This window comes from Pseudomonas sp. E315 (assembly GCF_055406205.1).
The window spans coordinates 1-20,082 of the sequence record NZ_JBUZPJ010000013.1; the positions used below are offsets into that span (position 1 = coordinate 1).

At 55.7% G+C, this 20,082-nt stretch carries 19 protein-coding genes; 10 read left to right on the plus strand and 9 right to left on the minus strand.

Annotated features, from left to right (window positions below; all coding sequences use genetic code 11):
* Positions 1-219: 219 nt before the first annotated feature.
* Positions 220-1,713, minus strand: a complete 1,494-nt coding sequence (locus tag ACZRJQ_RS17170; protein ID WP_463979521.1) for a CoA-acylating methylmalonate-semialdehyde dehydrogenase — start codon at positions 1,711-1,713, stop codon at positions 220-222.
* Between the two features lie 81 nt (positions 1,714-1,794).
* The gene (gene aptA, locus ACZRJQ_RS17175; RefSeq protein WP_463979522.1) at positions 1,795-3,144 is read right to left on the minus strand and encodes an omega-aminotransferase AptA; all 1,350 of its coding nucleotides are present in this window, start codon (positions 3,142-3,144) and stop codon (positions 1,795-1,797) included.
* Between the two features lie 123 nt (positions 3,145-3,267).
* Between aptA and ACZRJQ_RS17180 the strand changes: the two genes are divergently transcribed.
* The 4 genes from ACZRJQ_RS17180 (at position 3,268) to ACZRJQ_RS17195 (ending at position 7,025) form a co-directional block, all read left to right on the plus strand.
* Entirely contained in the window at positions 3,268-4,188 is a 921-nt protein-coding gene (locus tag ACZRJQ_RS17180) for a LysR family transcriptional regulator (RefSeq protein ID WP_463979523.1), read from the plus strand.
* Positions 4,189-4,246: 58 nt separating this feature from the next.
* The gene (locus ACZRJQ_RS17185) at positions 4,247-4,852 is read left to right on the plus strand and encodes an IMPACT family protein (protein ID WP_463979524.1); all 606 of its coding nucleotides are present in this window, start codon (positions 4,247-4,249) and stop codon (positions 4,850-4,852) included.
* A 405-nt stretch (positions 4,853-5,257) separates the two neighbouring features.
* Positions 5,258-5,941 (plus strand): SDR family oxidoreductase, encoded by a 684-nt coding sequence (locus ACZRJQ_RS17190; protein ID WP_463979525.1) that lies wholly within the window; start codon positions 5,258-5,260, stop codon positions 5,939-5,941.
* A gap of 130 nt (positions 5,942-6,071) precedes the next feature.
* Positions 6,072-7,025, plus strand: a complete 954-nt coding sequence (locus ACZRJQ_RS17195; RefSeq protein ID WP_463979526.1) for an adenosine deaminase — start codon at positions 6,072-6,074, stop codon at positions 7,023-7,025.
* Between the two features lie 63 nt (positions 7,026-7,088).
* Here ACZRJQ_RS17195 and ACZRJQ_RS17200 read toward each other — a convergent pair whose 3' ends face one another.
* Positions 7,089-7,997: a LysR family transcriptional regulator gene (locus ACZRJQ_RS17200; RefSeq protein ID WP_463979527.1), complete on the minus strand. Its 909-nt coding sequence runs from the start codon at positions 7,995-7,997 to the stop codon at positions 7,089-7,091.
* A 122-nt stretch (positions 7,998-8,119) separates the two neighbouring features.
* Between ACZRJQ_RS17200 and ACZRJQ_RS17205 the strand changes: the two genes are divergently transcribed.
* Complete coding sequence (locus tag ACZRJQ_RS17205; RefSeq protein ID WP_463979528.1) at positions 8,120-9,133, plus strand: zinc-binding alcohol dehydrogenase family protein; 1,014 nt, start codon at positions 8,120-8,122, stop codon at positions 9,131-9,133.
* Between the two features lie 124 nt (positions 9,134-9,257).
* Complete coding sequence (locus tag ACZRJQ_RS17210) at positions 9,258-9,428, plus strand: hypothetical protein (protein ID WP_463979529.1); 171 nt, start codon at positions 9,258-9,260, stop codon at positions 9,426-9,428.
* A 1-nt stretch (position 9,429) separates the two neighbouring features.
* Here the strand turns inward: ACZRJQ_RS17210 and ACZRJQ_RS17215 are convergent, their stop codons facing one another.
* Together ACZRJQ_RS17215 and ACZRJQ_RS17220 are read right to left on the minus strand one after the other, a co-directional pair.
* Positions 9,430-10,626, minus strand: coding sequence for a multidrug effflux MFS transporter (locus tag ACZRJQ_RS17215; protein WP_463979530.1), 1,197 nt, complete (start codon positions 10,624-10,626; stop codon positions 9,430-9,432).
* 225 nt (positions 10,627-10,851) lie between these two features.
* Positions 10,852-11,052 (minus strand): heavy-metal-associated domain-containing protein, encoded by a 201-nt coding sequence (locus ACZRJQ_RS17220; protein WP_463979531.1) that lies wholly within the window; start codon positions 11,050-11,052, stop codon positions 10,852-10,854.
* 144 nt (positions 11,053-11,196) lie between these two features.
* Between ACZRJQ_RS17220 and ACZRJQ_RS17225 the strand changes: the two genes are divergently transcribed.
* From ACZRJQ_RS17225 to cueR, 3 genes are all read left to right on the plus strand, one after another.
* The gene (locus ACZRJQ_RS17225; protein ID WP_463979532.1) at positions 11,197-11,577 is read left to right on the plus strand and encodes a hypothetical protein; all 381 of its coding nucleotides are present in this window, start codon (positions 11,197-11,199) and stop codon (positions 11,575-11,577) included.
* Positions 11,578-11,806: 229 nt separating this feature from the next.
* A complete protein-coding gene (locus ACZRJQ_RS17230) occupies positions 11,807-14,194 on the plus strand; it encodes a heavy metal translocating P-type ATPase (protein ID WP_463979533.1) in 2,388 nt (795 codons plus the stop codon).
* 12 nt (positions 14,195-14,206) lie between these two features.
* Positions 14,207-14,635, plus strand: a complete 429-nt coding sequence (gene cueR, locus ACZRJQ_RS17235; protein ID WP_463979534.1) for a Cu(I)-responsive transcriptional regulator — start codon at positions 14,207-14,209, stop codon at positions 14,633-14,635.
* On the opposite strand, the gene ACZRJQ_RS17240 is transcribed toward cueR, so the two are convergent.
* The 3 genes from ACZRJQ_RS17240 to ACZRJQ_RS17250 form a co-directional block, all read right to left on the minus strand.
* Complete coding sequence (locus ACZRJQ_RS17240) at positions 14,625-15,425, minus strand: sulfite exporter TauE/SafE family protein (protein ID WP_463979535.1); 801 nt, start codon at positions 15,423-15,425, stop codon at positions 14,625-14,627. The genes cueR and ACZRJQ_RS17240 overlap by 11 nt on opposite strands.
* A 189-nt stretch (positions 15,426-15,614) precedes the next feature.
* Positions 15,615-16,508 carry a PA4780 family RIO1-like protein kinase gene (locus tag ACZRJQ_RS17245; RefSeq protein WP_463979536.1) on the minus strand — a complete coding sequence of 298 codons (894 nt, stop codon included), beginning with the start codon at positions 16,506-16,508 and terminating at the stop codon, positions 15,615-15,617.
* 271 nt (positions 16,509-16,779) lie between these two features.
* The gene (locus tag ACZRJQ_RS17250; RefSeq protein WP_463979537.1) at positions 16,780-17,571 is read right to left on the minus strand and encodes an AraC family transcriptional regulator; all 792 of its coding nucleotides are present in this window, start codon (positions 17,569-17,571) and stop codon (positions 16,780-16,782) included.
* Positions 17,572-17,653: 82 nt separating this feature from the next.
* Between ACZRJQ_RS17250 and ACZRJQ_RS17255 the strand changes: the two genes are divergently transcribed.
* Positions 17,654-18,682: a bile acid:sodium symporter family protein gene (locus ACZRJQ_RS17255; protein WP_463979538.1), complete on the plus strand. Its 1,029-nt coding sequence runs from the start codon at positions 17,654-17,656 to the stop codon at positions 18,680-18,682.
* A 47-nt stretch (positions 18,683-18,729) separates the two neighbouring features.
* Here the strand turns inward: ACZRJQ_RS17255 and ACZRJQ_RS17260 are convergent, their stop codons facing one another.
* Positions 18,730-20,004 carry an acetyl-CoA C-acetyltransferase gene (locus ACZRJQ_RS17260; RefSeq protein WP_463979539.1) on the minus strand — a complete coding sequence of 425 codons (1,275 nt, stop codon included), beginning with the start codon at positions 20,002-20,004 and terminating at the stop codon, positions 18,730-18,732.
* Positions 20,005-20,082 lie beyond the last annotated feature (78 nt).

Here is a 20,082-nt window from a genome sequence, read left to right on the forward strand (position 1 = left end):
GAAGCTGATACTGCCGAAAACCGTACAACTCATTGATACTCAAGGAGTTTTCCGTTTCGACTGCGCCGGAAGTGGGGCGAATTATAGGCCGTTAGAATTCTAGGTCAAGCACTGTTTTCATATTTCTGTCATATCGCTTTAAAAACCCCAAAAACAGAGGCCAGCCTTGCGACTGGCCTCTGTTCTACTATCTATATAGAGACAGTGTTCAAGCCTGCATTACAAACTTGGAAATGCAAACTGCGAAGCCTCATGACTCGCACGCTGTGGCCAGCGCTGAGTAATTGCCTTGCGACGCGTATAGAAACGCACGCCGTCCGGCCCATAAGCGTGCAAGTCACCAAACAGCGAGCGCTTCCATCCACCAAAGCTGTGATAGGCCACCGGCACCGGCAGCGGTACGTTAACTCCCACCATTCCCACTTCGATTTCATCGCAGAACAACCGTGCGGCCTCTCCGTCACGGGTAAAGATGCACGTACCGTTGCCGTACTCGTGGTCATTAATCAGTTGCATCGCTGCTTCCAAGCTATTGACCCGAACAATGCACAGTACCGGCCCAAAGATCTCTTCTTTATAGATGCGCATCTCAGGCGTCACGTGATCAAACAAGCAGCCGCCCAGGAAGAACCCCTCTTCGTGATCCTTAACGCTCAATCCACGGCCATCCACTACTAGCTCCGCACCCGCCGCCACGCCATCGGCAACATAGCCGCTAACCTTGTCGCGCGCCTGCCCCGAAACCAGTGGCCCCATGTCCAGACCACACGAAGTGCCTGCTCCAATTTTTAGAGCCTCAATCTGTGGCACCAACTTAGCAACAAGTGCATCTGCGACTTGATCACCGACACACACAGCAACCGAAATCGCCATGCAGCGCTCACCGCATGAACCATAAGCAGCGCCCATCAATGCACTGACCGCATTATCCAGATCTGCGTCAGGCATCAACACCGCATGGTTCTTCGCACCACCCAGTGCCTGGACGCGCTTGCCGCGCTTAGTGCCTTCGGCGTAGATGTATTCAGCAATCGGAGTCGACCCCACAAAACTCAATGCCTTCACTTCCGGCGCTTCGATCAAGGCATCCACCGCCGCCTTGTCGCCATGCACCACGCTCAAAACACCCTTAGGTAAGCCCGCTTCTTGCAACAACTGTGCGATCAACAAGGTCGAACTTGGGTCTCGCTCCGACGGCTTAAGGATGAAGCAGTTCCCGCACACAATGGCCAACGGGTACATCCATAGCGGAACCATTGCAGGGAAGTTAAAAGGCGTAATACCCGCAACAACGCCTATTGGTTGAAAATCCGACCACGCATCAATATTCGGCCCTACGTTGCGGCTGTACTCCCCCTTCAAGATTTCAGGAGCCGAACAGGCGTATTCCACGTTCTCGATCCCACGCTTCAACTCACCGGCGGCATCTTCGAGCGTCTTACCATGCTCTTCGCTGATCAACTGAGAGATGCGTGCTTCGTTCTGCTCCAGTAGCTGCTTGAAGCGAAACATGACTTGAGCACGCTTGGCTGGCGGCGTATTACGCCACGCAGGGAATGCCGCCTTGGCTGTATCAATAGCTTTCTGAATGGTCTCGCGGCTGGCCAACGGCACTTGATGAATCACCTTGCCAGTCGACGGGTTAAATACATCCGCAGTGCGACCAGCATCACTCACCATCTCGCCATTGATCAAATGTTGAATCGTGCTCATTGGGGCTCCAAATAACGTATCTACGGCGCAAACATTAAGCGCCTGTCAAAAGTCGAAAATGTTTCTTCTATATAGAAGGGATCAGTCAATCTGATTCAGCGCCTCACCCACCGCATCGAACAGGCGATCCAAGTCTTGAGGTTTGCTATTAAACGTTGGCCCAAATTGCAGCGTGTCACCACCAAAGCGCACATAGAAGCCAGCCTTCCACAGCTTCATGGCCGCATCGAACGGACGGACAATTGCATCGCCATCACGTGGCGCAATCTGAATCGCACCCGCCAAACCGTAGTTACGAATATCAATGACGTTTTTAACACCCTTCAAACCATGCAGCGCATTCTCAAAATGCGGGGCAACTTCAGCCACGCTTTGTACCAAGTTTTCTTTTTGCAGCAGATCAAGTGCCGCAATGCCCGCAGCACATGCCACCGGGTGAGCCGAATACGTGTAGCCATGTGGAAACTCAACGGCGTACTCGGGCGTAGGCTGATTCATGAACGTGTGATAAATCTCGCTCGTTGCAATAACAGCCCCCATAGGGATTGCGCCGTTAGTCACTTGCTTGGCGATACACATCAGATCCGGTGTGACGCCAAAGCTGTCGGCTCCGAACATTGAGCCTGTACGACCAAACCCGGTAATCACCTCATCGAACACCAACAGGATGTTGTGCTGATCGCAGATTTCACGCAGACGTTTCAGATACCCCTGCGGCGGCACCAACACACCGGCAGAGCCCGCCATCGGCTCCACAAAAACAGCTGCAATGTTTGAAGCATCATGCAACTCGATCAATTTGAGCAGTTCATCCGCCAGAGCAATACCGCCCAGCTCAGGAATCCCACGAGAAAACGCATTGCTCGCCAGCAATGTGTGCGGCAGATGATCAACGTCCATCATCGCTTGACCAAACATCTTACGGTTGCCGTTTACACCGCCCAGACTAGTACCCGCGATATTCACACCGTGATAACCACGGGCCCGGCCAATCATCTTGGTTTTGGTCGATTGGCCTTTCAAGCGCCAATAAGCACGAACCATCTTTACTGCCGTATCCGCACACTCAGAACCCGAGTCCGTGAAAAACACGTGATTGAGATTCCCCGGCGTCAGCTCGGTAATTTTCTCTGCCAATTGGAATGACAACGGATGGCCGTACTGGAACGCAGGCGAATAATCGAGAGTGCCCAATTGCTTGGCCACGGCCTCCTGAATTTCAGTGCGAGTATGCCCTGCGCCGCAGGTCCAGAGGCCTGACAACGAATCGTAAATTTGCCGACCTTTATCATCAGTCAGATAGCTGCCCTTCGCGCCAACGATAAAGCGCGGGTCACGGTGGAAGTTACGGTTGGCGGTGTAAGGCATCCAGTGAGCATCCAGCTTAAGCTGGCTGGTCACGTTCAATTCGGCGTTTTCGGGCATGTTCATTGGCAAAACCTCGCAAAGCAGAAAGCAGCGTGGGATCAAAAGCGTTCTTGCAGCTAAATTGCCACGGCTATAAAGTCTATGAAATCCAACTCTTCTAACCTTTAGTTAGGCGATTACTAAACTATGAGCAGCCGCCGCCCCGACGCACTGGCCCAAGTCAGCGACTTTGATATTCGATTGCTGCGCATTTTTCGCAGCGTGGTGGAATGCGGTGGCTTTTCAGCAGCAGAGACCGTATTGGGTATTGGCCGCTCAGCTATCAGTCAACAAATGAGCGACCTCGAACAGCGCCTGGGTTTACGCCTGTGTCAACGTGGGCGGGCCGGGTTTTCGCTGACAGAAGAAGGCCGCGAGGTGTATCAGTCATCGCTGCAGTTATTGGGTGCACTGGAAAGCTTTCGTACCGAAGTTAATGGCCTGCATCAACATCTGCGGGGTGAACTGACTATCGGCTTGACCGATAACCTCGTCACCCTCCCCCACATGCGCATCACCCACGCACTGGCCCAACTTAAAGAACGCGGCCCTGACGTACAGATACAGATTCGCATGATCTCCCCTAACGAAGTCGAACAAGGGGTGCTCGACGGGCGCCTTCACGTCGGCGTGGTCCCACAAGCCAGCGCGCTTTCAGGGCTCGAATATCAACCACTGTACAGTGAGCGCTCCCTACTCTATTGCGCGGTAGGGCATCCGCTTTTCTATGTAGATGATCGGCAACTGGACGATGAGCGACTCAATGATCAGGACGCGATAGCACCCACTTTTCGCCTGCCCTCTGAGATTCAGGCTCACTATCTAGCACTCAACTGCACCGCCAGCGCGTCAGATCGTGAAGGCATGGCTTTTTTGATCCTCACGGGACGTTACATCGGCTACTTACCTGATCATTACGCCAGCCTTTGGGTGCAACAAGGCCGGTTGCGGCCGCTAAAGCCAAAAACCCGTTTTTATGACTTAAGCCTGGCCTCCGTCACCCGTAAAGGTCGGCGCCCACATCTGGTACTGGAAAGTTTTCTTGAGAGCCTAGAAGCCACGCGCTAACGTGAAAAAGCCTCACCAATACACTGCAGACGCCTACACCGAATGATCTGGAATCCCTATGCCTTCAACCCTGACCCGTCTGTGTGAGTTTCACGAAGAAATCCGCAAAAGCCGCTTCATCACCTATGCAGCCCCCATTACCAATGCCCAGGAAGCACAGGCTTTTATTGAGCAGCACAGCGATTTGAGCGCCTCTCACAATTGCTGGGCCTGGAAGCTCGGCGCCCAATACCGCAGCAGCGATGATGGTGAGCCCGGTGGCACGGCTGGACGCCCGATTTTGTCCGCCATCGAAGCCCAGGACTGTGATCAAGTCGCCGTAGTGGTCATCCGCTGGTACGGCGGCATTCAGCTTGGCACGGGCGGGCTCGCGCGGGCGTATGGCGGCGGTGCCAATAAATGTCTGCAAAATGCCGAAAAAGTCCCACTCATAAGCCGCGTCTCGCTGCACTGCGCTTGCAGCTTCAGCGAACTCGCCTTGGTCAAGCTGCGCCTGAACGAACTAAATGGCTTGCTGGTTGGCGAGTCGTTCACTGCTAACGGGGTAGAGCTGCAGCTCGCATTAGGCGAAGAGCACATTTTGACGCTGCAACAGCAGCTAGCCGACCTCAGTCGCGGCAGGATTTTACTGCAACGAAAAACGCTTGAAAGTGACGAAAATTAATCCTTCACCCCATTCATTGAGTTGCCCACAGCCACTGTGCACCCAACTGTGGATAACCTGAGCACACACAGCTGTAGCCCGCAGCCCGCATGCCCTGGACAGATTTGTACGCTTTTTAATCAATAAGCCTTGATGCAAACTAAATTGCAGTTGAAACAGTGTCTTATGCTCGGTTATCACGGTTCGAACCCAACCGCTCGGTGCTTATACCCAAGCAAAAGGGTTGCGCACAGTTCCTGTGGAACAACCTGTGGATAACCCGTGCAAACCCAATGGGAATGCGCACCCCGTAAAGGCTGCTTGATTTTGTACGTTTTTTAACCAGCCCATGCACTGGGCATCTGGCCATTGAAGGCGTAAAAGCTTCTACGGTGACTCCCTTTTAACATTCAAAGGACGCGACTCATGACAGTAAAAAAAGCACTCATCATTGGCGCTTCACGTGGGCTGGGCTTGGGCCTAGTGAATGAACTGGTGAGCGATGGCTGGCAAGTCACCGCCACTGTCCGAGATCTAAGCAAAGCCGAAAAACTAAGCGCTCTAACACTCGTTCAAATTGAACAGCTGGACATAGACGATCAGAAAGCTATTAAGGCCCTGAGCAAAAAATTAGACACTGAAGTCTTTGATCTGGTGTTCATAAACGCAGGCATCAAAGGCCCGGAAGACCAAACCTCTGGCAACGCCAGCCTGACTGAAATCGGCCAACTGTTCTTAACCAACAGTGTGGCGCCCATTAATGTGGCTCAAGCGTTCGTGAGCAAAATCCGCAAAGACAGTGGGGTTCTGGCCTTTATGAGTTCAGGCCTTGGCAGCATCACCGCCCCTGACGCACCAGAACTAGCCCTCTACAAAGCCAGCAAAGCTGCGCTCAACTCCATGACCAACACCTTTATCAGCCAGCTCGCAGAAGATCGGCCCACAGTGCTCACGCTTCATCCGGGCTGGGTAAAAACTGACATGGGAGGCGAAGGTGCAGAGATTGACGTCCAAACCAGCACCCGCGGCCTGGTCGAGCAAGTGAATGCCTATGCCGGCAAAGGCGGCCATTACTTCATCGACTACAAAGGTCAGACCATTGCTTGGTAGCTGTTAGGCACGGCGGCGTAAAAACGCCGCCCCTGCCCCGCGACAAATGGCGGGCGTTTTTTTACAAGTTGCGTCGTCGAGCGCCTGTAGAATACCGCCATCTGTACCTGATTTGATGAGAAAAATTGTTATGTATGACTGGCTAAACGCCCTGCCAAAAGCTGAATTGCACATGCACCTTGAGGGCTCTCTGGAACCTGAGTTGCTGTTCGCACTGGCTGAGCGCAACAAAATCGCACTGCCTTGGGATGACGTCGAAACCCTGCGTAAAGCGTATGCCTTCAACAACCTGCAAGAGTTCCTCGACCTTTACTACAAAGGTGCTGATGTATTGCGCACCTCTCAGGATTTCTACGACCTGACTTGGGCGTACCTGCTGCGCTGCAAAGAACAAAACGTGATTCACACCGAGCCCTTCTTCGACCCGCAAACCCACACCGATCGTGGCATTGCGTTTGAAGTGGTGCTCAATGGCATCGCCAGCGCACTCAAAGATGGCGAGCAACAACTGGGTATCACCAGCGGTTTAATTCTGAGTTTCTTGCGCCATTTGAGCGAAGACGAAGCCGAAAAAACACTGGACCAAGCGCTACCGTTTCGTGAAGCGTTTATCGCTGTAGGTCTGGACAGCTCCGAAATGGGCCACCCACCGAGCAAGTTTAAGCGCGTGTTCGACCGTGCCCGTGACGAAGGTTTTCTGACAGTTGCCCATGCCGGTGAAGAAGGCCCGCCTGAGTACATCTGGGAAGCCCTCGACCTGCTAAAAATTCAGCGCATTGACCACGGCGTACGCGCAATTGAAGACGAGCGCTTGATGCAGCGCATCATCGACGAGCAGATCCCGCTGACCGTGTGCCCGCTGTCCAACACCAAGCTGTGCGTGTTCGACCACATGTCGCAGCACAACATTCTCGACATGCTGGAGCGTGGGGTGAAAGTCACCGTCAACTCCGATGACCCGGCCTACTTCGGCGGTTACATGACTGAGAACTTCCACGCACTGCACACTCACTTGGGCATGACCCAGGATCAAGCCAAGCGTTTGGCTCAAAACAGCCTGGATGCGCGTTTGATCAAGCCGTAAATGGTGTGAACCCCTTGGCTGCGATCATAACCTTCAACCGATCGCAGCCTTCGCCAACCTCTATCAGTTCCGCGCTTCAGATAACGTTGCACAGCGTTCACTGAGCATATCGCGCAACAAATTCACCGGCTTGCTCAGCTGCGCACGATGTGCGCACAGCATGTTCAATGGCGCGCGCTCACATTCAAGCTCGGGCAATAACACCTTCAGCCTCCCAGCCTGCACATCCCCCGCCACGTCCAGCCAAGACTTATAAGCGATCCCGGCGCCAGCCACAGCCCATAAGCGCACCACATCCGCATCATCGCTGAACCGATCACCACTCACCGTAAGCCCAAGTTCACGCCTCCCATCATGAAATTGCCAATGGTCATGAATCCGAGAACCCAGCATGAACAACAGGCAATTGTGTTGCAGCAGGTGCTCAAGCTGACGCGGCTCCCCCTTGCGTGCCAGATAGGCTGGAGAGGCACACAACACTCGACGGTTTTCACGAGCGACCGGCAACGCCACCAAGCTGGAGTCCTCTGGCTCTCCGTAGCGCAAGGCAATATCCACAGGCTGGCGAAACAAATCCGCAATGCGATCGCCCAATAGCAGGCGTACCGTCAGTTGCGGGTGCTCGCGTTGAAACTCGTCCAACCACGGCAACAGCAAATTACGCCCGAAGTCTGACGGCGCAGAAAGCTGCAGTACCCCACTGACTTGCTCCTGCCCACGGGCCAATAAGCGCCGCCCTTCATCCAGACTGCTTAATGACGCACGGGCGTAATCGAGAAACCCTTGCCCTTCAGCCGTTAAACGCAAGCTGCGGGTCGAGCGCGCCAACAAGCGCGCTCCCAACTGGGCTTCTATTCGTTTAAGTGACGCACTGGCTACTGCGGGGGACATATCCATTACCCGCGCAGCCGCCGACAAGCTGCCTAAGTCAGCAGCGCGCACAAACAATTGCAGGTCATCAAAACGCAGCATTGTGGATAAATCCGTCGATTATCAAAAAAATATTGAAAGAGCCTGCTGTTTTAGCCGGTTTTATCATTGGGCGAAATAGCGAATCATCGGCCCACTTTGTTTCCACCTTCAGGACGTGCCCCATGAAAGCTGTCGCCTACTATCACTCACTGCCGATTCAAGACCCGCTGGCTCTGCAAGATATTGAGCTGCCCGAGCCGCTCGCTGGCCCGCGGGATTTGCTGGTAGAGGTCAAGGCCATTTCTGTGAACCCGGTGGACACAAAAGTACGCCAAAACGCGCAACCAGAAGCTGGCTCCGCCAAAGTGCTGGGGTGGGATGTGGCTGGCGTGGTCAAAGCAGTGGGCAGCGACGTTAGTCTGTTCAAGGTGGGGGACAAGGTGTTCTACGCTGGTTCCATCGCACGCGCCGGTGCCAACAGCGAGCGCCACGTTGTCGATGAGCGAATTGTCGGGTACATGCCCAAAAGCCTCGGTTTCGCTGAAGCCGCCGCGCTGCCATTGACCGCTATCACGGCATGGGAGTTGCTGTTTGAACGCTTGGGTATCAAACAAGGCAACACCGATAAGCAACAAAGCCTGTTGATCGTTGGCGCCGCAGGGGGCGTGGGTTCTATCCTCACTCAGTTGGCCAAGCAACTGACGGCGCTACAGGTAATCGGCAGCGCCTCGCGCCCAGATACCCAAACATGGGTTCGTGAATTAGGCGCCGACGTGATCGTCGATCACAGCCAACCACTGAGTGAAGAACTCAAGCGCCAAGGCATCGACGCTGTCACTCACGTGGCCAGCCTGACCCAGACTGATCAGCATTTAGATCAACTGGTCGAAGCCCTTGCCCCCCAAGGCAAGTTGGCATTGATCGACGATCCCAAAGCACTCGACATCATCAAGCTCAAGCGCAAGAGCCTGTCGTTGCACTGGGAGTTTATGTACACCCGCTCGCTGTTCGAAACCCCGGACATGATCGAGCAACATCACCTGCTGAACCGCGTCGCCGAACTGATTGATGCGGGCACGCTGCGCACCACCGTAGGCGAGCACTTTGGCACCATCAACGCGGCCAACCTGCGCCGCGCCCATGCACTGCTGGAAAGCGGCAAATCCAAAGGCAAGATTGTGCTCGAAGGTTTCTGACAGCAGCGGCTGAGGGACTGATCTGGCCATTTTTCAACCGTCAGTCAGAGACTTGATGCCCGTCATATTTATCGGCGATTTCGGGCATACACTGGCCTCCTTTGCGAACCTAAGGAGGCCAGAAATGAAAATCCTGATAAAGGCGTTAGCAAGATCCCGTGACTGCCAGTGGCAGGTTCAACTCGACCAACAAGCCGTTAACTTTCGCAGCGAATCTGAGGCCCGGGCCTTTGTCGATACGCTGCGAACTCGCCTACAAGCCCCGCACAAACTGCCTGAACGCTTAGCTGGCTAGATCAGTTCGAATCTTGAGCGGCGATCCGTGCGGTATACAACCGCCGGGTTGCCACGGCTATTGCCACTGACACCAGCCCGCACAGGCTGATGACCATCGCCATTGGCATTGCACTGCCATCGTGCAATACACCCACTAGCCACGCGGCGGCTGCCGCCACACTGAACTGCAAACACCCGAGCATGGCCGAAGCACTGCCAGCACGAGCACCTTGCCCGCTCATGGCACAAGCCGATGCGTTAGGGATGATGCAGCCCAAACTGGCAATGCAGACAAACAGCGGAAGCAGCAACGGCCACAGCTGTTGAGTGTGCAAAGAGCTAACAGCCAATAGCGTCAAGCCTGCGGCCAGATACACCCACACCATGCGCGACAGCAAAAATGCCGGGCCGCGCTTGGCCAGCATGCGAGCGTTGATCTGAGCCACCAAAATAAAGCCCGCGGCATTACTGCCGAACAGCCAGCCGTAGTGCTCAGCAGGGACGTCATACAGTTTGATAAATACGAAAGGTGAACCCGCGATGTAAGCAAACATCCCGGCCATTGCAATCCCCCCAGTCAGCGCGTGCCCAAGGAACTCGCGATCCATAAGCAACCGACCGTATTGGCGCAGTGCGCCCGACAACGGTTGGCGCGGCACATTGGCTGGCAAACTCTCGGGTAAACCCAACGCCACAGCCAGAGCCGCCAGCGCACTGAAACCGGTCAGCGTGAAGAAAATCGACTGCCAGCCATACAGATTCACCAGCAAGCCACCGAGCATTGGCGCCAAAATCGGCGCTAGCCCCATCACCAGCATCAGCTGCGAAAAGACTTTGGCAGAGCCAACGGCGTCGCATTTATCACTGACAATCGCCCTGGACAACACCATCCCCGCACATCCGCCCAGCGCTTGCACAAAGCGTGCGCCGATCAACCATTCCAGCGTGGGAGCGAACGCGCAGGCCAAGGATGCAGTGGTAAACAACACCACTCCCACCAATAACGGCACGCGCCGTCCAAAACGGTCAGCGATTGGCCCATAGACCAACTGCCCGATGGACAAGCCCAGGAAATACACCGCAAGCGTGAGTTGTATGTGTTTGTCATCGGTCGCAAACGCTTGAGCCATTGCCGGAAAACCCGGCAGGTAAAAGTCGATGGCCAAGGGACCAAAAGCGCTCAAAGCGCCAAGAATCAGGATGGTTCTAAAGTTCATCGGGTATCCCAGTCGAACTGCAGTCAGTGCAGCTCGGTAGTCTAGCCGTGCTTAGACACCTTGAACATAAAGATAGCGAGCTAGCTAATAGAGCCTTGGGAGTAGGCAACAGAACCCGCAACAGTTGCCGAAGGCCGGGTTCGAGTGCAAAGCCATCGTAGATCCTGAGTTCGCGGTGTATATGAAATAACCCCGTGCCCCCTTTGTAAGGGGGCACGGCGAGTCTTAGTGAGCGGTGCGCGCGTCAAACCCGGCATTGGTAATCGCGTCAATGATTTGCAATGAGGGCAAGGTGCTCTCAACCTCAACCGTTTTAGAGGCCAGATCCACTTTTACTTTTGCGTCTTTATCCACATGTTGCACTGCGCGAGTCACAGAGCTTGCACAGCCACCACAGGTCATACCCTCTACTTTGAACGTTTGCATGGTCACGCCTCCTTGGTTGGGATGCCGACAGTTTTGACCTTGCTATCGTGGCAAGGTCAAGCCTTGAGTTGCGTCAGCGTACTGGCAATCTGTCTTGCGCTCGGCCAAGCTGCACGCCTCACGATTTAAAACAGGATATTAGCCATGCGCTGGACCGCTTTGAGCCTAGTCAGCCTTTTAGGTCTTGCCAGCTTACCGCTGTGGGCAAACGCCGATCAGGACTACGGGGTATTGATTATTTCCCGCGAGCGTCTTGAGGTGCCAACCAGTTGTGAAGTCGGCGTCTATATAGATGACCAACTGGCCGGGCGCTTGTTTCAGGAGCAAGCCCTATCTTTTAACTTGCCCGCCGCCACTGTCGACATTCGACTGAAATTGCTGCCAGGGCAATCACCGGGGTGTCTGCCTGGCATGTTAGTGCCGCCTGCGCAGCAATTCACACTAAAGGCCGGGGATGTACGCAAATACCGTATCGCGCTCGGCAAAGACGGCATGTACCTCAAACCCGCCAAACTGGAGTACTAAAGCCTGTACGACATGTTTTCGAGCGACGGTTAGGCAAGACTAAAACAGGCGATAAAGCAGAATTTACGGGTTGTAAATGAGCATTCCGAACCTGTTTTTAACGCCGCATAACCGAGCGCAGATACATTTCGTACAAAGCCTAAGACAGGGCCAAGCACAACGGTAAGAAGCCTTGACCTTGCCACTGGGTCAAGGTCGATTCTATGGACGGATAACTTCTTAAGGAGCAATGCTCGTGCCCACCCAGTTCGATCTACCGATTGCTGGCATGACCTGTGCCAGTTGCGCAGGACGCGTCGAAAAATCCTTGGCCAAAGTGCCAGGGGTCACCTCCGTGAGCGTCAATCTGGCCACTGAACAAGCCCGTGTTCAAGCCCCGGCTGACAGTTTGCCAGCCTTGATTGAGGCCGTGGAGCAAGCGGGTTACAGCGTGCCAAGCCACAGCGTGGAACTGAACATCGGCGGCATGACCTGCGCCTCATGTGCTGGCCGTGTCGAAAAAGCATTGGCCAAAGTACCCGGCGTCAAACACGTCAGCGTCAACCTCGCCAGCGAACGCGCCCATGTCCAATTGTTGGGGCAGGTTGATCCGGCCCTGTTGATAAACGCTGTCAGCCAAGCTGGCTACTCCGCCAGCCTCAAACAAAGCGAGCAAGCCACTCAAGATGATCAGCAAAAGCGCTTGCAGCGCGAACGCTGGGCACTGGTGCTGGCAATTGTATTAGCGCTGCCATTGGTGCTGCCGATGGTACTTATGCCCTTCGGCACACATTGGATGCTGCCCGCATGGGCACAATTCGCGCTCGCCACTCCTGTGCAGTTCATTCTCGGCGCCCGGTTTTATGTCGCCGCCTGGAAAGCCGTCAAAGCCGGTGCCGGCAATATGGACTTGCTGGTCGCCCTCGGCACCAGTGCTGGCTATGGCCTGAGCCTGTATCAATGGGCCGTCACGCCTGTCGGCACCACGCCGCATTTGTACTTTGAAGCCTCTGCTGTGGTGATTGCCTTGGTGCTGCTGGGCAAATACCTCGAAAGCCGTGCCAAGCGCCAAACTGCCAGTGCCATTCGCGCCCTTGAAGCGCTGCGCCCCGAGCGCGCCTTGCGCGTGGTGGATGGGCAAGAGCAAGACGTAGCCATCAGTGATCTGCGTCTGAACGACTGGGTATTGGTTAAACCCGGCGAACGTTTCCCGGTAGACGGTGAAGTGGTCGAAGGCCAAAGCCATGCAGACGAGGCCCTGATCAGCGGCGAAAGCCTGCCCGTCCCCAAACAGCCTGGGGATAAAGTCACAGGCGGCGCCATCAATGGCGAAGGCCGTTTGATCATCAAAACCTTGGCGCTGGGCACAGAAACAGTATTGGCACGCATCATCCGCTTGGTTGAAGACGCACAGGCTGGCAAGGCGCCTATCCAAAAGTTGGTGGACAAGGTCAGCCAGATTTTCGTCCCGGTGGTGCTGCTGATTGCTCTCGCCACCTTATTGGGCTGGTGGTTTTATGGCGCTCCGATCGAAACCGCACTGATCAATGCTGTCGCCGTTTTGGTTATTGCTTGCCCATGTGCGCTGGGTTTGGCAACACCCACCGCGATCATGGCCGGCACCGGGGTTGCAGCCCGCCACGGGATTTTGATCAAAGATGCCGAAGCGCTGGAGCGCGCCCATGAAGTCAGCGCCGTGGTCTTCGACAAAACCGGCACCCTCACTTCTGGCACCCCGCAAATCGCCCACTTCAGTGCGCTGGACGGTGACGAAGCCCAACTGTTGCAAGCCGCAGGCGCGTTGCAACGCGGCAGCGAACACCCACTGGCCAAAGCCGTGTTGGACGCCTGCGCCGCTCGTGACCTGAACGTGCCCGATGTCACGGACAGCCAATCGCTGACTGGACGCGGTATTGCCGGCACGCTGCAGGGCCGTCGTTTGGCGCTGGGCAATCGGCGCTTGCTGGAAGAAACCGGTTTGAGTGCGGGCACCCTTGCCGACTCCGCCACCGCCTGGGAGGCCGAAGGCCGCACCCTGTCGTGGCTGATCGAACAAAGCCCGACGCCGCAAGTGCTGGGGCTGTTTGCCTTTGGTGACACGCTCAAAACGGGCGCTCTGTCTGCCATTAAGCAACTGAACGAGCGTCACATCAGCAGCCACTTGCTCACGGGAGACAATCGCGGCAGTGCGCGGGTAGTGGCTCAAGCACTGGGTATTACAGACGTACACGCCGAAGTGCTGCCTGCCGACAAAGCCGCCACAGTGGCTGAGCTTAAAAAGACCGGTGTAGTGGCAATGGTCGGTGATGGCATTAACGATGCCCCCGCACTGGCGGCTGCCGATATTGGCATCGCGATGGGCGGCGGTACTGACGTGGCGATGCACGCAGCGGGCATTACGCTGATGCGCGGCGACCCACGATTAGTGCCTGCGGCGTTGGAAATCAGCCGTAAAACCTACGCTAAAATTCGCGAGAACTTGTTTTGGGCGTTCATCTACAACGCCGTGGGCATTCCGCTGGCCGCTTTTGGGTTTCTGAACCCGGTGCTGGCAGGTGCAGCGATGGCCTTCTCCAGCGTTAGCGTGGTCAGCAATGCGTTGTTGCTTAAATTCTGGAAACCCAAGGACCTTGAGTAAGGAGCCCGCGTCATGAATATCGGCCAAGCCGCCAAGCACAGTGGGCTCAGCGCCAAGATGATTCGCTACTACGAATCCATTGGCCTGCTTAAACCCGCCCATCGAAGCGAAAGCGGCTATCGCCTGTACAACGACGACGACCTGCACACGTTGGCGTTTATCAAACGCGCCCGCGACTTGGGGTTTTCGTTGGACGAAGTCGCCAAACTGCTCACCCTCTGGCAGGACCGCCAGCGGGCCAGCAGCGATGTGAAAAATCTGGCACGCCAACACATTGATCAACTGAATCAAAAAATCCATGAGCTGACCAGCTTGCGTGACACCTTGCAGAACCTGGTCGAGAACTGCCAAGGCGATCACCGCCCTGACTGCCCAATCCTCAAGGACTTGGCGGCGGGGAGCTGCTGTGCAAGTAATGCCCCCGCTACAGCTAACCGATAAGCACTTGGCTAATCATCAATACACTGATAACGCCACAGAGCACCGCGAACCCTTGCTGCATCAATTGGCTTGAAACCTTAGGCGCGACCAAACGCCCAGCAATCATGCCGGCCAGCGTCGCGCCGATAAAAAACGCCGCATCACCCGACAGGCTGACGCCTTGATAAAGCAAGTGGCCCACAGTACCCAGTGACACCAGCGCCACCACCATCAACGAAGTGGCCACAATGCCGTGCATGGGCACATCACTGAACTTCCTGAAGGCGGGCACAATCAAGAACCCGCCGCCAACCCCCAACAATCCGGTCAACAGCCCAGACGTTGCGCCGATAGACACCAGCGTCGTCGTACACCGCCTATTCCACTCCAGACGCCCGGTACAAGGATTAACCTGACAGTTCTTTTCTCGCGCGTTTTGGGCCTCGTCCTGCGCGCAGGGCATTTGAGCCCGTCTGAACATTCGCCGTGAAATGAACATCATCACGCAGCCAAACAGCCCCATCAGCACCGTGCCAGGCAGCAACTTGGCCAGATAGAGCCCCAGCGGGGAGGCAATCCACCCGGCTGCGGCCATTAAAGCCGCTGCTTTGTAACGCACCAAACCTTTGCGCAGACCATCAAGCGTACCCGCGGCCGCCGAGACGCCTACGGCCAACAAGGCGACGGGCGTTGCCTCAACCAACGTCCAACCCAAGCCCAACGTCAAAGCCGGGATGGCCAAAATGCCTCCGCCCGCCCCCGTCAAACCCAGCAACAAACCTACCAGCACACCTAATAAAACAATCAACATGACTCGACGCAGCCCATGCTTGAACTCAAAAAACCATCGCCTTCAGACAGCTCACGCGGGCCTCCAATTAGGCACCCTCCATTGATTCTTTTTGCGTATTGCTCCATTAACAACTCCAACGTTCAGAATAATGGCCGATTGCTACTGACATAAAAAATCCGGCCTGAGCCGGATTTTTTATTCATCGAATTACTGCATCCACGGTGGAGGCGGCTCTTCGGTTTTGCTGGGTGGCGCGTCATCAGCAGCACGCACCGCCTGACGACGTTCCTCGTCCAGACGCGCAGCTTCGATCTCGCGGATTACACCGCCGACATCTGCCAACTCCTCGGGCTCTTCAAACTCGCCCGTCAACACGCTACCCGGATGCAACGTAGCCGCCTCGTAAAGCGCCCACATTTCTTTGGCGTATTTGGTTGTCTTAAGCTCTGGAGCAAAGCGCCCAAAGTAAGAAGCCATGTTGCCCACATCACGTTCTAGCATGCTGAATGCGTGGTTGTTGCCCGCCGCATCCACTGCCTGAGGCAAGTCGATAATCACTGGGCCCGTAGGCGTCAGCAGCACGTTGAACTCGGACAAGTCGCCATGCACCAAGCCTGTGCAGAGCATCAGCACGATTTGCTGAATCAGGAACGCGTGGTATTCACGGGCTTGATCTGGCTCCAGCACCACGTCATTCAGACGTGGCGCGGCATCGCCGTACTCGTCCGCCACCAACTCCATTAACAGCACGCCCTCCAGGAAGTCGAATGGCTTGGGAACCCGAACACCGGCACCCGCCAAACGAAACAACGCTGCCACTTCGGCGTTCTGCCAAGCGTCTTCGGTTTCTTTACGACCGAACTTCGAGCCCTTGGCCATCGCTCGGGCCTGACGGCTGTTGCGAACCTTGCGACCCTCCTGATATTCGGCAGCCTGACGGAAACTTCGTTTGTTAGCCTCCTTGTAAACCTTGGCGCATCGCAGCTCCTCGCCGCAGCGCACTACGTATACAGCTGCTTCTTTGCCACTCATGAGTGGGCGCAGCACCTCGTCGATCAGACCGTCTTCGATCAGGGGTTCTAAGCGTTTTGGAGTCTTCATCAGCTTTTATTGTGGGTCCTTTATTACCAAACACGCGAATGTCACTCGTTATACGGCAATCCGCTCATCTCGGGGAGAGGGTGACCGCGTTCAGAGTCGCTTGCACACAACTCCATGTGCCGATAAATCTCGAAAGCCGCGTCCTGCGTCAAACGTTTTGGATGATAGACGAGCGCTAACGTTCAAGCATCGACTAATCCAGTCATGGGCACCTGTGCACCCTACTAGAGCCAAGCTCAATTTATGTAGGCTGCCTCCCAAAAAGAGCGAATCAATGTCTGAATAGCTCGCCGGGCGTGAAACCAAACATTTTTTTAAACGCTGCAATGAATGCAGACGTGGAGTCATATCCACACGACAGGGCAGCGGTTGTCACACTGCCACCCTCCTCCAGTACACGCAACGACGACAGTAATCGCATGCGCTGACGCCAACTGCGAAAGCTCAAGCCCGTTTCCCGCGGGAACAAACGCATCAGGGTTTTTTCTGACGTTCCCAAGCGCTCGGCCCACTGGCTCAATGTCACTTGCGCGTCAGGTCGCTCGATCAACTCATTGCATAAAGCCAGCAAGCGCACATGACGCGGCAAGGGTAGCGAGAAGCCCACCTGAGGCAAGCCTGCCAATTGATCAAGCAACACCTGAACCAATCGCTGCTCAGGGCTGCCACCTTCGGGATATTCAACCGCCAATGCACAAAAACTTTTAATCAGCTCGCGGGCCAGCGGCGAGACTTCCAGCACACGGCAATGCCCGGATGCCCACGGGCAAACATCTGGGCGCACATACAGGCTGCGCATTTCTGCGCGCATGGAAGTGATGACTTCATGCTCAAGCCCGGCAGGAATCCAAATCCCCCACTGCGGCGGGGCGAAGAAACTGCCTTCGTCGGTATGCACACCCAACACGCCACTGATGGCGTACGAAAACTGCACCCAATCATGCCGATGGCGCGGCGTCCACGAGCCCGCCCCCAAACTCTCTGCGCGGGCGTACAACGGCCGCGGCAAGGTATCGAGCGCAGGAATTTCGCGGGGTGCCCCTCGTTGTCCGTTTGACGGCATTGGTTGGCCTTATGTCGCAAGACGTCAGTGAGGCTCGACGTTAGGCTAAGTTACTAATTCTTACAATATCCCGGTGCCTGCGATGCCTGTGCTCAAACACCTCAAACGACTGTTCACCGACTGGTTCCTGTGCGGCATGTTGCTGGCAACTTTTCTGGCGTATGTGTTTCCACACTTCGGCAGTACCGGCGGCGCTATGCACGCAGAATGGGTGATAAACATTGGTGTGTTTTTGGTGTTCTTCCTACACGGGGTCAACCTGTCCAGCGAACAAATCAGTCATGGTCTGAAGAACATTCGCCTGCACGTGATGGTGCAGGGGTTCACCTTTGTCGTGTTCCCGTTGATATGGGTACTCGCCAACACACTGCTAAGTACGCACATCCCGCCGCTCTTGATGCTGGGGTTCTTCTACCTGTGTGCGCTGCCTTCAACCATTTCCTCGTCAGTGGCGTTGACCGCCAGCGCGGGCGGCAATGTGCCGGCAGCCATTCTCAATGCAAGTCTCTCCAGCGTACTGGGGATTTTTCTCACACCGTTGCTGGTAAGTTTCGTGATGGGCAGCGGCTCAGGCGGTATCGACTTGGGCTCAACCCTGCTTGATCTGTGCGCCATGCTGTTGCTGCCGCTGGTTCTGGGGCAATTGATGCGCCCGGTGTGTGGGCGCTTTTTCGCCCGCCACAAGCGTTACACCAGCATCGTCGACAAAGTGGTGATTCTGTTGCTGGTGTATGCGGCGTTCTGCAATTCGATGGTTTCAGGCATGTGGCAACAACAGGGCACTTCAGTGATTTTCAGCGCCCTGATCGGCAGTGCCGTGTTATTGGCTGTGATTTTGTGGCTGACCACTCGCACCGCCCGCGCCTTGAAATTCAGCACCCGCGATGAAATCGCTGCCGTGTTTTGCGCCAGCAAAAAATCACTGGCCGCTGGCGCGCCTATGGCCGCGCTGATCTTTGGCGCTCACCCTGGGCTGGGCCTCATTTTGTTACCGATCATGATCTACCACCCGCTGCAACTGATCGTGTGCTCAGTCATGGCCGAGCACTACGCCAACCGCAATCGGCAACAAAACGCTGAGCAAAGCCCCCTCACCGCACCTGCCCGTTAGTCCAATGCGAATGTCGTAGTCGCTGCCGCAGGTTTGAGCTTGTCCGCTTAACGCTCAATAATCGCCGTCACGCCTTGACCGCCCGCCGCGCAGATCGAGATCAGACCTCGCCCCTGCCCGGCCGTGGCGAGCAATTTGGACATGTTGGTCACAATCCGCCCACCCGTTGCGGCAAACGGATGGCCTACAGCCAGTGAGCTGCCTTTAACGTTCAGTTTGCTGCGATCAATTGAGCCCAGCGGTGCATCCAGCCCAAGCCTTTTCTTGCAGTAGTCGGCGTCTTCCCAAGCCTTCAAGGTACATAGCACCTGCGCAGCAAAGGCTTCGTGAATTTCGTAGTAGTCAAAGTCCTGCAAGCTCAGACCATTACGCGCTAACAGTCGTGGGACGGCATACACCGGAGCCATCAGTAAACCTTCTGCACCGTGAACGAAGTCTACTGCGGCGGTTTCCCCATCCCGCAGATACGCCAAAACCGGCAGCCCGCGCTCTTTGGCCCATGCTTCGCTGCCCAGCAATACAACCGACGCCCCATCGGTCAGCGGCGTGGAGTTGCCAGCTGTCAGCGTGCCCTTGGCGCTGCGCTCGAACACGGGTTTCAAGGCGGCGAGTTTTTCCAGCGTCAGTTCTGGGCGCAGATTGTTGTCACGCACCAAGCCCATAAACGGCGTGAGCAAGTCGTCTTCCCAGCCCTGATGGTAGGCCGCAGCCAGCGCTTTATGGCTGTGCAACGCCAGCTCATCTTGCTCTTGGCGAGGGATGTTCCACGCCTGGGCCATCAATTCACAGTGTTGCCCCATCGACAGCCCGGTGCGCGGTTCGCCATTACGCGGAAACTCTGGCTTCAGGAAGTGAGGCCGCAATTGCAACAGGGCTTTGAGCTTGTCGAGTGGCGCCTTGGTTCGGTTGAACTGCAACAACCATTTGCGCAGCCCGTCATTCAGACCAATCGGCGCATCCGAGGTGGTATCAACACCACCGGCAATGCCACATTCAATCTGCCCCAACGCAATTTTATTGGCCACCAACAACGCCGCTTCAAGGCCGGTGCCGCAGGCTTGCTGCAAGTCATACGCAGGTGTTTGCGGCGATAAGCGCGAACCCAACACGCATTCACGGGTCAGGCTGAAGTCGCGCGAATCCTTCAGCACTGCCCCTGCCACCACTTCCCCCATGCGCAGACCATGCAGGTTATACCGCTCGATGAGCCCCTCCAGCGCCGCCGTCAACATTGCCTGATTGCTGGCGGTTGCATACGCGCTGTTGGACCGCGCAAACGGAATCCGATTACCGCCAATAATTGCTACTCGCCGCAGACTCATAAGATGTTCCCTATTCTTTCAAGGCCATTGATCGTTATCAGCGTAGGCCTTGTAGCTGATATCGAACGACCATGACAT

Bases quoted from the DNA above. Each gene is read 5' to 3' on its own strand.
- cueR (WP_463979534.1), top strand. From the start codon at position 14,207: ATGAATATCGGCCAAGCCGCCAAGCACAGTGGGCTCAGCGCCAAGATG.
- ACZRJQ_RS17225 (WP_463979532.1), top strand. From the start codon at position 11,197: ATGCGCTGGACCGCTTTGAGCCTAGTCAGCCTTTTAGGTCTTGCCAGC.
- ACZRJQ_RS17185 (WP_463979524.1), top strand. From the start codon at position 4,247: ATGCCTTCAACCCTGACCCGTCTGTGTGAGTTTCACGAAGAAATCCGC.
- ACZRJQ_RS17240 (WP_463979535.1), bottom strand. From the start codon at position 15,425: ATGTTGATTGTTTTATTAGGTGTGCTGGTAGGTTTGTTGCTGGGTTTG.
- aptA (WP_463979522.1), bottom strand. From the start codon at position 3,144: ATGAACATGCCCGAAAACGCCGAATTGAACGTGACCAGCCAGCTTAAG.
- ACZRJQ_RS17200 (WP_463979527.1), bottom strand. From the start codon at position 7,997: ATGCTGCGTTTTGATGACCTGCAATTGTTTGTGCGCGCTGCTGACTTA.
- ACZRJQ_RS17170 (WP_463979521.1), bottom strand. From the start codon at position 1,713: ATGAGCACGATTCAACATTTGATCAATGGCGAGATGGTGAGTGATGCT.
- ACZRJQ_RS17230 (WP_463979533.1), top strand. From the start codon at position 11,807: ATGCTCGTGCCCACCCAGTTCGATCTACCGATTGCTGGCATGACCTGT.
- ACZRJQ_RS17255 (WP_463979538.1), top strand. From the start codon at position 17,654: ATGCCTGTGCTCAAACACCTCAAACGACTGTTCACCGACTGGTTCCTG.
- ACZRJQ_RS17215 (WP_463979530.1), bottom strand. From the start codon at position 10,626: ATGAACTTTAGAACCATCCTGATTCTTGGCGCTTTGAGCGCTTTTGGT.
- ACZRJQ_RS17210 (WP_463979529.1), top strand. From the start codon at position 9,258: ATGAAAATCCTGATAAAGGCGTTAGCAAGATCCCGTGACTGCCAGTGG.
- ACZRJQ_RS17260 (WP_463979539.1), bottom strand. From the start codon at position 20,004: ATGAGTCTGCGGCGAGTAGCAATTATTGGCGGTAATCGGATTCCGTTT.
- ACZRJQ_RS17250 (WP_463979537.1), bottom strand. From the start codon at position 17,571: ATGCCGTCAAACGGACAACGAGGGGCACCCCGCGAAATTCCTGCGCTC.
- ACZRJQ_RS17190 (WP_463979525.1), top strand. From the start codon at position 5,258: ATGACAGTAAAAAAAGCACTCATCATTGGCGCTTCACGTGGGCTGGGC.
- ACZRJQ_RS17195 (WP_463979526.1), top strand. From the start codon at position 6,072: ATGTATGACTGGCTAAACGCCCTGCCAAAAGCTGAATTGCACATGCAC.
- ACZRJQ_RS17180 (WP_463979523.1), top strand. From the start codon at position 3,268: ATGAGCAGCCGCCGCCCCGACGCACTGGCCCAAGTCAGCGACTTTGAT.
- ACZRJQ_RS17220 (WP_463979531.1), bottom strand. From the start codon at position 11,052: ATGCAAACGTTCAAAGTAGAGGGTATGACCTGTGGTGGCTGTGCAAGC.
- ACZRJQ_RS17205 (WP_463979528.1), top strand. From the start codon at position 8,120: ATGAAAGCTGTCGCCTACTATCACTCACTGCCGATTCAAGACCCGCTG.
- ACZRJQ_RS17245 (WP_463979536.1), bottom strand. From the start codon at position 16,508: ATGAAGACTCCAAAACGCTTAGAACCCCTGATCGAAGACGGTCTGATC.